General features: G+C 34.2%; 14 protein-coding genes. 13 read left to right on the top strand and 1 reads right to left on the bottom strand.

Annotated features, from left to right (window positions below; translation table 11 throughout):
* The first annotated feature begins 25 nt into the window (after positions 1–25).
* From radC to KTQ83_RS05250, 12 genes are all read left to right on the top strand, one after another.
* Positions 26–700, top strand: a complete 675-nt coding sequence (gene radC / locus KTQ83_RS05195; protein WP_117925046.1) for a RadC family protein — start codon at positions 26–28, stop codon at positions 698–700.
* A gap of 47 nt (positions 701–747) precedes the next feature.
* Positions 748–1,584, top strand: coding sequence for a rod shape-determining protein MreC (gene mreC / locus KTQ83_RS05200; RefSeq protein WP_117925048.1), 837 nt, complete (start codon positions 748–750; stop codon positions 1,582–1,584).
* Positions 1,581–2,147 (top strand): hypothetical protein, encoded by a 567-nt coding sequence (locus KTQ83_RS05205; RefSeq protein WP_217256179.1) that lies wholly within the window; start codon positions 1,581–1,583, stop codon positions 2,145–2,147. The genes mreC and KTQ83_RS05205 overlap by 4 nt, the downstream gene beginning before the upstream one ends.
* 59 nt (positions 2,148–2,206) lie before the next feature.
* Complete coding sequence (gene polA / locus KTQ83_RS05210; RefSeq protein ID WP_186998828.1) at positions 2,207–4,783, top strand: DNA polymerase I; 2,577 nt, start codon at positions 2,207–2,209, stop codon at positions 4,781–4,783.
* Positions 4,783–5,604, top strand: coding sequence for a DNA-formamidopyrimidine glycosylase (gene mutM, locus KTQ83_RS05215; protein WP_117925054.1), 822 nt, complete (start codon positions 4,783–4,785; stop codon positions 5,602–5,604). Before polA ends, mutM begins: the two co-directional genes overlap by 1 nt.
* A complete protein-coding gene (gene coaE / locus KTQ83_RS05220) occupies positions 5,577–6,182 on the top strand; it encodes a dephospho-CoA kinase (RefSeq protein WP_117925056.1) in 606 nt (201 codons plus the stop codon). The genes mutM and coaE overlap by 28 nt, the downstream gene beginning before the upstream one ends.
* Positions 6,172–7,305, top strand: coding sequence for a DnaD domain protein (locus KTQ83_RS05225; protein WP_117925058.1), 1,134 nt, complete (start codon positions 6,172–6,174; stop codon positions 7,303–7,305). Before coaE ends, KTQ83_RS05225 begins: the two co-directional genes overlap by 11 nt.
* Complete coding sequence (locus KTQ83_RS05230; protein ID WP_117925060.1) at positions 7,305–8,207, top strand: ATP-binding protein; 903 nt, start codon at positions 7,305–7,307, stop codon at positions 8,205–8,207. Before KTQ83_RS05225 ends, KTQ83_RS05230 begins: the two co-directional genes overlap by 1 nt.
* 78 nt (positions 8,208–8,285) lie before the next feature.
* Entirely contained in the window at positions 8,286–9,155 is an 870-nt protein-coding gene (fba, locus tag KTQ83_RS05235; protein ID WP_117925061.1) for a class II fructose-1,6-bisphosphate aldolase, read from the top strand.
* 62 nt (positions 9,156–9,217) lie between these two features.
* Positions 9,218–11,071: an alpha/beta hydrolase family protein gene (locus tag KTQ83_RS05240; protein WP_186998831.1), complete on the top strand. Its 1,854-nt coding sequence runs from the start codon at positions 9,218–9,220 to the stop codon at positions 11,069–11,071.
* A 90-nt stretch (positions 11,072–11,161) separates the two neighbouring features.
* Positions 11,162–12,430, top strand: a complete 1,269-nt coding sequence (locus tag KTQ83_RS05245; protein WP_117925065.1) for a UDP-N-acetylglucosamine 1-carboxyvinyltransferase — start codon at positions 11,162–11,164, stop codon at positions 12,428–12,430.
* A gap of 45 nt (positions 12,431–12,475) precedes the next feature.
* A complete protein-coding gene (locus tag KTQ83_RS05250) occupies positions 12,476–13,843 on the top strand; it encodes an MATE family efflux transporter (RefSeq protein ID WP_147346774.1) in 1,368 nt (455 codons plus the stop codon).
* A 31-nt stretch (positions 13,844–13,874) separates the two neighbouring features.
* On the opposite strand, the gene KTQ83_RS05255 is transcribed toward KTQ83_RS05250, so the two are convergent.
* The gene (locus tag KTQ83_RS05255) at positions 13,875–14,099 is read right to left on the bottom strand and encodes a Lar family restriction alleviation protein (RefSeq protein WP_117926846.1); all 225 of its coding nucleotides are present in this window, start codon (positions 14,097–14,099) and stop codon (positions 13,875–13,877) included.
* Positions 14,100–14,225: 126 nt separating this feature from the next.
* Between KTQ83_RS05255 and KTQ83_RS05260 the strand changes: the two genes are divergently transcribed.
* Positions 14,226–14,447: a DUF3955 domain-containing protein gene (locus tag KTQ83_RS05260; protein ID WP_217256180.1), complete on the top strand. Its 222-nt coding sequence runs from the start codon at positions 14,226–14,228 to the stop codon at positions 14,445–14,447.
* The last annotated feature ends 125 nt before the right edge of the window (positions 14,448–14,572 follow it).

The following is a 14,572-nucleotide window of genomic DNA, read 5'->3' on the forward strand; positions in this document are numbered from 1 at the left end:
TGTATTTTTTTTCGTATAAGAGTATATGAAGGTAAAAGAGATGGAAGTGGAACAGCGCCCACGAGAAAAAGCGCTACGCTATGGCTTAGAATCCTTGAGCGATTTAGAGTTGGTTGCCTTGATTCTTCAAAGCGGGAATAAAAATCGTTCTGTATTCGAAATTGCATCCGATGTATTGAAAGAAAGTGAAGGTTTATCAAAATTAATGTCAATGCATGTAAATACACTGATGCAGATTCAAGGAATACGAGAAGTTAAAGCTTTACAGCTTCTGGCAAGTGTGGAACTCAGTAAACGTGTCATTAGATCAAAGGTGTATCATGCCTCCATTATGAGACCTGAAGATGTGATTGAATGGTTTGAATTTGAGTATGGCTCTATGCCACAAGAATGTTTTATTGCTCTGTATTTAGATACAAAAAGTAAACTCATTTCTCATCGTGTTTTGTTTAAGGGAACGTTGAATGAAAGTGTAGTACATCCTAGAGAAGTGTTTAAAGAGGCTTTTCTTCAAAACGCAAACTCCGTTTTACTTGCCCATAATCATCCTTCTGGTGATTGTACACCATCCAAAGCAGATTTTGAGGTAACTTATAAAATGGTTCATGTCGCAATGACAATGGGAGTGAATTTAATTGATCATATTATTGTAGGACAAAATCAATATTATTCATTTAAAGAGCATAAATATCTCGATTGAAAGAAGGAGGCTTTATCGCTATAATATAAGTTAGTTTGGGGGATATTATGCGTAAATTTACTCGAATTCAAAAAAGATTACTTACGACAATTGTCGTTTTATGTATACTAGCATGTGCAATGTTTGGCTTAAGACAAAACTCCATCACGAATATTGGATATAGTGCATGGACATACTTAAAATATGGATTAATTCAATATCCGTTGTCTTCAATCGGAAATGCAGTTAATGATTTTGCGAATCTTTGGCATGCTTATGATGATAATGAATATTTGTCAAAACAATTGGCAGAACAAAAGAATTATCAGACGGCATATGAAGATGAAAGAAATAAAAATAAACAACTTGAAGGGTTGCTTGAAATGAAAGGCGGATTTGGAGATGCTAAAACAATTAGTGTATCTGTTTTAGAACGTTCAAGTGATTCGTGGTTGCAGACAGTGACAATTTCAGCTGGCAAAAAACAAGGGGTAGAAAAGAATATGCTTGTGGCAACAAGTGATGGTGCCATTGGCTTGGTAGAAAGTGTTCAAACAATGACGAGCACTGTACAATTGTTGACAAGCCAGCATTTAAGTAATGATATTGCGATAAAGATGTCTTTGGAAGATGGTACAAGTGTAGAAGGTGTTTTACAATCGTATGATACAGAAAAAAAGGCATATCGAGTATCTTTGTTTGACAATGATGCGATTGTCACAAAAGGACAAAAAGTTGCGACAAGTGGTAAAGGTGGAAACTATCCGAGTGGAATTTTGATAGGTGAAGTAAAAGATGTATCTTTAAATGATGACTCCATTATTTCAACTGTCTATGTATCACCTGTATCCAATATGAAAAGTTTTGACTATTGTCTTGTGATTGGAAAAGAGGAGAGTAAATGATAAATAAGGAACGTTATTCATTTATTTTCTTAGCCATTTTAGCGATGTTAGATCAATTGATTGCTTCTTTGTTTGGCGTTGATTTTACATATTCCTCACTATCTTTAGTTAGCCATCTATGTTTTTGTGGATGTCTATTAGTAGTGTTTCATGAAAGAAGTTTAAATCGGTTTCTATATGCTTGTTTATGTGGCCTTTGTGTGGGAATGTTTTTTACTTCAGACTGGCTTGTTAAGATGCTTTTGTTTGGCTTGTTTGGCTGGGCTATTGGCTTTTTTCAAGAAGCGATGGATCAAGATCACTGGGTACAATTCGGTATTGTATTCCTAATGATGTTTGCGAATGATTTAATTTGTTTTTTTGGCGCAAAGATCTTCGGATATCTCACAATGAGCTTTGTGAAATGGTTTATTCACATTGAAGCTTTGACTTTGATTTTTAATGGTGTGGTTATATTCGTGTTGATCTATATTATTACAGTATTCATGCGATATGCGACAATCAAAGATATTCGATTTAAGCGGATGGAAAAGTTGAAAATGCAAAATATTCGAAGGAAATGAGTCAGGGATTCGTTTCCTTCTTTTCATATATGTTAAAATAGAAGAAAAGAGGTACGCGTATGAAAAAACTATTATTATTAGATGGAAACTCCATGCTATTTCGTGCATATTATGCAACGTTATATACACATAGAATGACTACATCCAATGGCATTCCAACCAATGCGGTTTATGGCTTTGTGATGATGTTGAACAAGGCAATTGATATTATTGAACCAGATAAGATTTTAGTGGCTTGGGATGCAGGAAAACCTACGTTTAGGCACAAACAATTTGAAGCGTATAAAGGAACACGAAAACCATTGGATGAAGAATTGATTGTACAATTTCCAATTGTTAGAGAATACTTGGATGCGGCTGGAATCAAACGTTATGAACAAGAAGGCTATGAAGCTGATGACATTATTGGAAGTATGGCCAAATGCTGCAAAGATGTTCAAACTACAATTCTGACTAGTGATCGTGATTTATTACAGTTGATTGATTCAAGTACACATGTTCTTTTGATGAAAAAGGGCTTAAGTGAAATGGATCTAATGGACGAACAAAATTTAATGGATACGTATGGAATTACTCCAAGTCAAGTTATTGATATGAAAGGATTAATGGGTGATACTGCCGATAATATTCCAGGCGTAACCGGTGTTGGTGAAAAGACAGCCTTGCGTTTATTGAATCAATATTCCACTGTAAAAAATGTTTATGCTCATATTGATGAGGTAAAAGGGAAATTAAAAGAAAAGCTAGAAAAAGATAAAGATAATGCCTTCATGTCTTTAGAATTGGCTACTATTTATACAAAGATGGAATTGCCATTTGAATTATGCGATTGTGAGTTTACAGGAATTCAAGATAATGTGAATGCATTCTATGAGAAATATGAAATGCGATCATTGGTAAATCGTACTAAACAGACTAAAGAGGAAAAATGGCCTTTAAAAGAAGTGGACCATTTTGAATTTGAAAATATGGATGACGTTATGGTTATGCCAGTATGTACTCAAGAGCCTTATTTAGATCAAAAATTGTATGGTTTTATGATTCCAAAAGATAAAACTGTTTATTATATTTCAGTAGAAAACGCATTAGAGGATACAAATTTTAAAACATTGTTGGAAACAAAAGAAATGAGTACATGGGATACAAAGGAAATGATGCATCTATTAGATCGCTATGGATTTAAATGGAATACTTTTAGTAATGACTTGCATATTGCTGGATTCTTATTGAATTCTACCGCAACAGATAGTGATGCAGTCTTAGAAGCACTTCAAATTCACCTTCCAGAATCTTTCCATGATGTATCTAAGAAGACAAAAGAGTCTCCTGCTTATAGTTTGGAAAGAGAAAAGGCAATCTATCATAGCTTGACTCAGCAACTATATGAAAAAAAGGATAAGCTTCGTGCTTCTTTAAAAGAAGAAAATGTATTGTCTTTATATGAAGATATTGAAATGCCATTAACACATGTCTTGTTTTCAATGGAACAAGAAGGTATTTCGATTCAAGAAAGTTTTTTAGATGAGTATGGAGCTTCATTAAACGAGAAATTGGATGCTCTTGCTCAAAAAATCTACTCACATGCAGGTATGATTTTTAATATCAATTCACCAAAACAATTGGCGAATGTCTTATTTGATGAGTTGAATTTAAGTTCAGGTGGAAAAAAACGTTCAACATCCGCAGATGTATTAGAGAAGCTTCGTGGAAAACATCCAATCATTGATGATATTCTTGAGTATCGAAAAATTGCGAAGGTATCCAGTACATATATTGATGGCTTGAAAAAACATATTCGTTCGGATCAAAAGATTCATACTTCTTTTAATCAGACAATGACACAAACTGGAAGACTTTCAAGTAGTGAACCAAACTTACAAAATATTAGTATTCGAGATGAGTTAGGTAAAGAAATTCGTAAGGCGTTTGTCGCCGAAGATGGCTATCACTTATTGTCTGCTGATTATTCGCAGATTGAATTAAGAATGTTGGCACATATGGCCAATGAGGATCACATGATAAAAGCGTTTAATGAGGGTTTGGATATTCATACAAAAACGGCAACTTTAATTTTTGGGTGTTCACCAGAAGAGGTAGATGAACATAAAAGAAGAATTGCCAAGACAGTTAACTTTGGTATTGTATATGGACAAACTGAATTTGGTTTATCTTCACAATTAAATATCACACGAAAAGAAGCGGGTGAATTTATGAAGATGTACTTTGAAAGTTATCCTCAGATTCACGAATATATGAATCAATTGATTGATTTCTGTAAAGAACATGGATATGTCGAAACATTATTCCACAGAAGAAGAGAGATTCCTGAAATCAACGATAAGAATTTTATGACACGAGAATTCGGTAAGCGAGCTGCCATGAATGCACCAATTCAAGGTAGTGCAGCCGATTTGATCAAGATTGCGATGTTGAAAATGGATCAAGCTTTAAAGGATGCTAATGTAAAATCAAAAATGCTTCTTCAAATCCATGATGAATTGATTTTCTTGGTGCCAGATGAAGAATTGGACTTGATGCAAAAACTTGTTAAAGAAACAATGGAAAGTGCAATGGAATTAAAGGTTCCATTAAAGGCAAGTATTAGTGTTGGAAAGTCATGGTATGAGGCAAAATAATGCCGGAAGCACCAGAAGTACAAACCGTATTAAGTACGTTGGAAACACAAATTAAAGATGTTTCAATTGAAGATGTATTGATATATTATCCTAAGATTATTGATAATGTAGAAGTAGAAACTTTTAAAAATCAATTAATTGGGCAAACATTCCATTCATTTAATCGACTTGGAAAATATTTGATTTTTGGTCTGGATGACTATGATCTAGTTGTTCACTTAAGAATGGAAGGTAAATTTTATCTTTATAATATGCTTTGTGAGAATAAACATATTCATATAGTGTTTAAATTAAATAGTGGAACCTATATGTCGTATCATGATACAAGAAAATTTGGAAGAATGTATTTGTATCCTAAAAAAGAAGATATTCATGCATATCCTTGTTTTAAAAATGTTGGATATGATTATATGGATGAAAGAGTGAATGGAATGTATTTCTATACCTGTGTTCATTCGTTAAAACGAAATTTGAAATCCTGCCTGTTAGATCAATCGATTATGGCAGGTGTTGGAAATATTTATGCGGATGAGATATGTTTTGCCTCAGGATTAGATCCAAGAAGCCGTGCCTCAAAGCTTTCAAAGAAAGATTGTGAGAAAATAGTTTTTCAGACAAAGCGAATCTTGCAGGGAGCTACACGTTTTGGCGGAACAACCATTCGTTCTTATACCTCAAGTTTAGGGGTAACGGGACGTTTTCAACTCTATTTGAATGTACATGATCAAACACAATGTAAAGTGTGTCATCATGCTATTAAAAAATTAACTGTATCACAAAGGGGGACTTATCTATGTCCAAATTGTCAAAAAAGAAAGTAATAGGAATCACTGGATCTATGGGTTCAGGAAAGAGTGAGATTTCTCGATATTTAAGAAAAAAATATCCTGTTTTAGATTGCGATCAGGTTAATGCGGATTTATTAAAAAAGGGAAATTTGGGTTATCAGAAATTAAATGATTTGCGTATTGTTGAATTGGATTCAAATGGACAAATCATTAAGGAAAGTTTAGCTTCATATATGTTTTCTAAGGCAGAACATAGAAAACAAGTGGAAGCCATCTTGCATCCTTTGATTTTTGAACAGATGCATAAATGGATTTATGAACAAGAGAGTTCGATTGTCTTTGTGGAAATGCCAATTTTATTTGAGATTTCTGCACAAGATCATTTTGACTCAATATGGTGCGTTGTGGCTGATTTAGATGTAGCCTTATCGCGCCTACAAACCTATCGCAATTTTACTAGGGAACAAGCTTTGGCAAGACTTGTATCACAGATGAATCCGGAAGAGAAGATGGCAAAAAGTGATATTGTACTGCAAAATAATGGTACGGTAGAACAGTTGCATAAACAAATAGAAGAAGCATTAAAAGAGGAGAAGGTACATGGCGATTGAAGTGCGTTGCATAGAACATTTATCTGTTGAACAAAGACAATCTTTGCATTTGTTGTATGGTCCTTTGATGGGGAAAAGTTCAATTTGTCTATATGAATTTTTAGGTTCTATTCAAAATTCTGTTGAATTAGAAGACGTATATTTACTGTTGAATATAAATGCTTCACAATTTGATAAGGCACGAAATTATTTAGAGCAATATCATTTAATTGAAACCTATGTTCATGAAGATGACATGTTGATTTTATTGTATGCTCCATTATTACCAGATAAATTTTTATGTCACGATACGTATTCAAGATTGTATTTGGCAAGTGTAGGATCAAAGTGTTTTGATAAAATAAAGGCAATGCTTCATAAAGATAAGACGATTTCTTCTGTATATACCAAAGTAGAAAGTTCTTTGGATGTTTCAATTTTAGATTCGTGGAACGAATCTAAAGAGATTGCGTACGAAAAGGTGAAACCGACAATCAACCAAAAATATAATTTTGATTTTGCAACACTCTTCAAAGGGATGGATCGTGTTTTTCCGGTACGTTATCGAACTAATGAAAATTTAGATCGTATTGCACAGATGGCACAAATATATGGAATTGATGCCAAAGATATGCGTAGATACGTGCAAAGAAGTATTAATCCTTCAACACATGTATTTGATTTGGACAAATTAAAAGAGATGGTTATGCGTAATCGTAAGGTTATGGAAACAAGTAAAGATCCATATCAGATGCCACCTGTTAAATTTTTGCAGAATAAACAAAATGGTATTCCTGTTGTGAAATCGGATCAGGCATTGATTGAACGTTTATGCACACAATTCCAGCTTTCAGTTGAAGTTGTGAATACTTTGATTGAATATACTTTACATCAAACACATCAACAATTTTCTCGAAATTACGTTGAAAAAGTTGCGGCAAGCTGGGTTCGCCTGGGCGTGGATTCTAGGAAGAAAGCATTGGAAATTATCAACCAAGCGCCAACAGAAAATAAAAGAGAGAAAAAAGAAGAAAAGGTTGTACTTGATGAGAAGTTCTATACGCAAAAGGAAGAAAAATCAGATACGCAAATCCAACAGGAGATGTTAGAACTTCAAAAGATGTTGAAAGAAGGTAAGTTGTAGTGAATTTAAATATTAAACTTTCAGAAGAGCAAATGATGGAAAGACAAAAGAATATTGCTCGTTTAAAAGAGAATGAATGGATTCAAATATTTCTTGAACAGAATCATTTAGATGCATCTTTTGTAGAAGAAAATAGTGGCGTTTTGTTGCAGTGGATCAAGAGTGTGAGCGCATGTAGAAACTGTAAAGGATTGGATTATTGTGTACAGAAGATTCGTGGTAAAGCTACAAAATTAAAAATTGACGATTCTGGTTTCTTGAATGAATATTATGCTTCTTGTCAGTATGAACAAAAAAGAGATCAGCAATTGGCTCATCAAAGTAAATTTCGCTTTTCTCATATGTCTTTAAATGATTATTTAATCGATTTAAATGATGCCTGCTTTTTAAGTGCTGCCAAAGAAAAAGATTATATGACAGCTTATACCCAAAGTGTGAGTAGTATACCACTAAATCAAGGTGTGTATTTATATGGAAATCCAGGGACTGGAAAGTCTTATTTAATGAAAGGAATCTGTAATTACTATGCCAAAAATAATAAGAGTGTTTCTTTTGTACAGGTTCCATTATTAATTCAGGAATTGAAACAGTTTATGACAGATAATGAATATCGTCAAAGAGTGATGAACCATTTACGCTACAGTGATGTTTTGGTTTTAGATGATATTGGAGCTGAAAGTATTACGCAATGGACGCGAGATGAAATCTTACTTCCTGTTTTAGATGAGCGTATGAATAAAGGAATGAAAACATACTTTACATCAAATTATTCAATGGAAGAATTAGAACAGCAGTATCGTCTTGTGAATAAACCGAATAATACAATTGCGAGTCTAAGAATTCTAGAAAGAATTCGTACTTTGTCCAAACCTGTTGAATTATCCGGAAAATCACGTCGTTAGTTAATAATTTCACTTTTCAAATTAGGCGTTATGGAGTAGAATAGTTATGACAGAAATGTTTAAAGGAGGAATAGAGTAATGTTAGTATCTGCTACTGAAATGATCAACAAAGCTCACGAAGGGCACTATGCGATTGGTGCTTTCAACATCAATAACTTGGAATGGACAAAAGCTATCTTAGCTGCTGCTGAAGAAGCTAAATCACCAGTTATGTTAGGAGTATCTGAAGGTGCTGCTAAATACATGTGTGGTTTCAAAACAGTTGCTGCTATGGTAAAAGAAATCCACGATGCAATGGGAATTACAGTTCCTGTAGCTTTACACTTGGACCACGGTTCATATGAAGGTGCAAAAGCTGCTATCGAAGCAGGATTTACTTCTGTAATGTTCGATGGTTCTCACTATGCATTTGAAGAAAACTTAGAAAAATCAAAAGAAATGATCGCCTTAGCACACTCAAAAGGATTATCAATTGAATGTGAAGTTGGTGGAATCGGTGGAGAAGAAGACGGTGTCGTATCTGCTGGTGAATTAGCTGACCCTGAAGAATGTAAAACTATCGCTGACTTAGGTGTAGACTTCTTAGCAGCTGGTATCGGAAATATCCACGGTAAATATCCTGCAAACTGGGCTGGATTAAACTTTGATCGTTTAGGAGAAATCCAAAACGCAACAAACGGAAAACCATTAGTATTACACGGTGGTTCAGGAATTCCTCGTGAACAAGTTCAAAAAGCTATCACATTAGGTGTTTCTAAAGTTAACGTTAATACTGAATGTCAGTTAGTATTTGCTGAAGCAACTCGTAAATACATCGAAGCTGGAAAAGACCAAGAAGGAAAAGGATACGATCCACGTAAATTATTAAAACCAGGTGCTGATGCAATCACAGCATTATGTAAAGAAATGATGGAAAACTTCTTTGGTTCTGCTGGAAAAGCTGAATAATTAAAGTTTTTAAATAAAGCAGGCTTTAAGCCTGCTTTTTGCATAATTTGGAGGGAAAATACATGAAGTCAGTTGAAATTAATGATTTATTGTCTTATCACTTTTATGGAAATTTAAAAGTGAAAGATGAAGTAAAAGTTTTTGTTGATGGAGTAGTAGCAGAAAAAGAAAATGCTTATGAATATACTTTAAAATGCGTAAAGGACGATAAAGTATATGATTTAACTTCTTTTGGAAAAGAAGCAGGGTTTTATATCGAAAATGAAAATTCGGTTCTATTCTGTGGAAATCGTAAAAATATTGAAAAATCTACTTCTTTATATCGTTTATCATTAAATGGTGGAGAAGCCAAAGAAATTGCTCGCTTTGATAAACCAGGAATGAATGTTTTGGGATATTTAAACGAGAATACTTTGGTTTTGATGACTAAAGAAAAACTTGTTGAAGAAGAAAGTGATTATGAAGTGTTTGATGAGATTCCTTTCTATATGAATGGTCAGGGAATCACCAATAAACATCGTACACATTTATATACATATGATTTAGACACAAAAGAACTTGTTTGTGTTACAGAAGGTACTTTTGATGTGTCAAACGCAAAGATTCATGATGGTGCTTTGTATTATACAGGACAAAATTGGACAAGAAAACAAGCTTTATATGAAAATCTTTATAAATATGATGGGTCTGTAAGTACAGTTGTAGATGCTAAGGAAAGAAGTATTCAAAGTTTTGATTTTGTGGATGGTAAATTGGTTCTTATCGCAAGCACACATGAAAAATATGGTTTGAATGAGAATCCAAAATTCTTTGATCAAGACTTTAATTTAATTGCTGATTGGCAAGAATGTGTTGGAAACAGTGTAGGTACAGATTGTGCTTTAGTTGCAGGTAATGCGACTCTAGTAAATAAAGATGCGTTATATTTTGTTTCTACGATCTATGATCACAATAATTTGTATAAATTAGAAAATGGAACTATTGAACTTGTATTTGAATGGCCAGGAACAATTCAATCTTTCGCATTTGAAGATGACACATTATATTTTATTGGAGCTGATGTGGCAAGTCTTCAACAATTGTATAAAGTTGTAGATGGTAAAGCCGTTCAATTATCTGATTTTAATAAAATGGAAGATACATATGTGGCAGATCCTGTAGAAGTTAATTTTAGTGAAGATTTAACAGGATGGGTATTATTGCCTAAAGATTATGATGAAACAAAAAAATATCCGGCTATTTTAGATATTCATGGTGGACCTAAAACAGTATATGGAAAAGTGTTCTATCATGAAATGCAAGTGTGGGCAAGTAAGGGATACTTTGTATTCTTCTGTAATATTCATGGTTCAGATGGACGTGGCAACGAGTTTATGGACATTCGTGGAAAATATGGTACGATTGATTATGACGAATTGATGCAGTTTACAGATAAAGTCTTAGAAACATATCCTCAAATTGATTCAAGCAGAGTTGGTGTAACTGGAGGAAGCTATGGTGGATTTATGACAAACTGGATCATTGGTCATACGGATCGTTTTGCGTGTGCTGCTAGTCAAAGAAGTATTGCCAACTGGATCTCATTCTCTCAGACAAGTGATATTGGACCATACTTTGCACAAGATCAACAATCTGCTACATATGATGAAAATCCAGAAAAATTGTGGTGGCATTCACCATTGAAATATGCACGTAATGTGAAAACACCAACATTGTTTATTCACTCTGATGAGGATTATCGTTGTCCACTTTGTGAAGGCCTACAAATGTTGAATGCTTTATTAGATCAGAATATTGAAGCTCGCATGTGCTTGTTCCATGGTGAAAATCATGATTTATCACGTACGGGACTTCCTCAACATCGTTTGCGTCGTTTAAATGAAATCACAAATTGGATGGAAAAACATTTAAAATAGATGGCTTTTGGAATTTACAATATTTTTCTAGATTATCCGGATTGAATAGGCTATAATAGATAGGCATTACCTTGAAATGGGGGAAAATGAATGGAAAAAGTCATTAAAATTGAAGGTGGACATGATTTAAATGGAACAGTACGTATTAGTGGTTCAAAGAATGCGACTGTGGCTTTAATTCCAGCATGTGTTTTAGGAAATGAGCCGGTTACAATTTATGGTGTACCTAATATTTCAGATGTACAGTCTTTGATCGTTTTATTAAATGAACTTGGTGTTTATGTTGAAAAACGAGATGAAGAAACATTATATATAGATCCTACTCATATGGAAAATATTCCTATGGTATCTAAGGCTGTTTCAAAATTAAGAGCAAGCTACTACTTTATGGGAGCTTTGTTAGGAAAATTTGGTCATGCAGAAATTAAGATGCCTGGTGGATGTTACTTGGGTCCTAGACCTATTGATTTGCACTTAAAAGGGTTTGAGGCTTTGGGTGCAAATATTCAATATGAAAATGGATGTTATATATTGGATGCGAAAGAATTAAAAGGAACAAATATTTTCTTAGATATTTCGAGTGTAGGAGCTACAATCAACATTATGATGGCAGCTGTTTACGCAAAAGGTAGAACGGTTATTGAAAATGCCGCGCGTGAGCCTGAAATTATTGATATCGCAACATTATTAAATAAAATGGGTGCTAGAATTCATGGTATGGGGACAAGTACTCTTGTGATTGATGGTGTTGAATATTTAAAAGGCTGTATTCATGAAATCATTCCAGATCGTATTGAAGCAGCAACTTATGTGATTATGGCAGCTGCTATAGCCAATGACATGCGCATCGAAAATATTATTCCTCAACACTTGGAAGCCATTGTTATGAAACTTCAAGAAGTGGGAATCAATATGGAAGTTGGTTCGGATTTTATTCATGTATTTAAAACAGATAAACCTTTGAAACGTACAGAAATCTTGACAAAACCATATCCAGGCTTTGCCACAGATGTTCAACAACCATTTACTGTATTATTAACACAATGTGAAGGCCAATCTGTAGTAACAGAAACAATTTATACAGAACGTTTCAAACATTGTGCAGAGTTAAATAAGATGGGTGCTGACATTGATGTACACACACCAAGTGCGTTTATCAACGGAAAGACAAAGTTACATGGTTCTAAAGTAACTGCAACAGATCTTCGTTGTGGTGCTGGACTTGTCATCGCAGCTTTAATGGCTGATGGTGTGACAGAAATCCATGATATTTATCATATTGATCGTGGTTATGATAACTTGGACGGAAAGTTAGCTCATTTAGGAGCCAAAATGTGGCGTGAAGAGGTAGAAGATTAAAAGGTGTATGGTGACATACATCTTTTTTCTTTGTATAATCATCTTATGAACATGATGGAAATAACGGCGCAGATGCGCGAAAATAAAAAAATAGAATTCAAAGATCAATTAAAAATCGTCATTTTATTATCTGTACCTGCAATATTAGAACAATTAGTTGGAACGGCCATGAGTTATATTGATACAGCTATGGTTGGATCACTAGGTTATAAGGCTACGGCAGCCATTGGTGTTGTTGCCAGTACAACATGGCTTTTTGGAGGAATTTGTACAGCTGCGGTATTAGGTTTTTCAGTGCAGGTAGCTCAATATTTAGGGGCTGGTAAAAATAAATTGGCAAGACAGGTAGTATGTCAGTCGATTCTCTTTAATATCATCTTTGGTTTATGTATGGCATTGGTTGTGGTAGCATCCAGTTTTTATTTGCCAAAATTATTGGGAGCAGACCCATCAATTTGTAGAGATGCCACTTTATATTTGGCAATAGTAGGTGCTTTTGTTCCATTTAATATGATGGCGATGTTACATTCAGGAATGTTAAGATGTTCAGGGAATGCCGTGCTTCCAAGTCTTATGAATATTTCAATGTGTGTATTTGATGTTATTTTTAACTATTTCTTTATTTATATACTAAATTTAGGTGTTGCCGGAGCTGCACTAGGAACGGGAATGGCGCAATTGGTTGTAGGCTTTATCTTAATGTATATTGTAGTCAAAAAGGAAAAATCATTACGACTTCTAGGTGATGAATCGTGGAAATTTGATAAAGATATCTTGAAGAATGTAGTGAATCTTTCAATTCCAGCAGGTCTTGAAAGAGTGACACTATCCTTAGCTCAAGTTGTGATGACGGGTGTCGTTTCAGGAATGGGTGCAATCAGTGTGGCTATTAATTATGTGGCTGTTTCAGCAGAAGGATTATGTTATTTGCCAGCTTATGGAATTGGTGGTGCTGCAACTACATTGGTTGGACAAAGTATTGGGGCCAATCGAAAGGATATGGCAAAACGATTTGCGTATTTAACAACCTTATTATCTTTTGTTCTAGTGATATTTATGAGTGTTATCATGTTTGTGTTTGCCCCATTTTTGGCTTCAACACTAACGAATAGTCAAGGAGTTATTGATGGAGCTAGTGAGTGCTTAAGAATTGTTTCTTTTTCTGAACCATTATTTGCGATTAGTATTGTAGTAATGGGGGCATTACGTGGGGCTGGAGATAGTAAACGTCCTTTTATTCTAAATGCGTTGAGCATGTGGGGAATGCGTGTTTTACCAATTATTATTTTCACAAAGCGATATGGTGTTATTGGTGTATGGGCTACAATGACTTTCGAACTGGTATTTAGAGGTATTATATTCTTGATCCGTATGGTTCGAGGTAAGTGGTTAGATCAAAATTCAGTTAAATAAAAAAATTGAGTGGAAAATTCCACTCATTTTCTTATTCACCAGGATTTGATTTTAATACTTTACCTGTATTAAATAATTCAGCGGCTCTTTTAGCAGCTTCTAAACGATCTTCTTCGTTTTTATAATCAACATGAACTGTATAGCAGCCACAATCCATGCATTGCGCATAGAATCCGTTTCCTTCTTCTTCTAGAATCGAACCACCTTCACATAGAGGGCATTCGTGTAAATTAACTAATTCATCAATGTTTTGCATAAGAATCCTTCCTTCTTTTATTCTTATCTATTGTACAATCAAATGCTAAGAAAGTTAAGAGAAATTTAAGGTTTAATAAAGGAATGAAATGATATAATACATCGGTAACAATAAGGGGATGTTATTATGAATCAAAAGGATCGTGTATTTACACCTGCATTTGTTGCGAATTTATTTTTGATTGCAGGAACTGTTTTCTTGCTTTTAAAGGGGAAAATAAACGCATATGTAGGAGTAGATGGCTTAAAGCATGAAGGAATGGCTTTGGCACTCATTGGATTTAGTTTCATGGTTGTCGGAATGTGCATATGGATTGTAATATGGATTAGTTGCAGGATGAATAAATGAATTCATCCTTTTTTTGTATATTAAGATTTTGGCTTCGGAACAGGGGAATGCGGTATGTGAAAAAACTGTAGAATTGTCACAATTTGTTGATTATGAGGAACGACAAAAAGGACTATCGTAATAGC

Source organism: Holdemanella porci, from assembly GCF_019052655.1.
Classification (GTDB): domain Bacteria; phylum Bacillota_I; class Bacilli_A; order Erysipelotrichales; family Erysipelotrichaceae; genus Holdemanella; species Holdemanella hominis.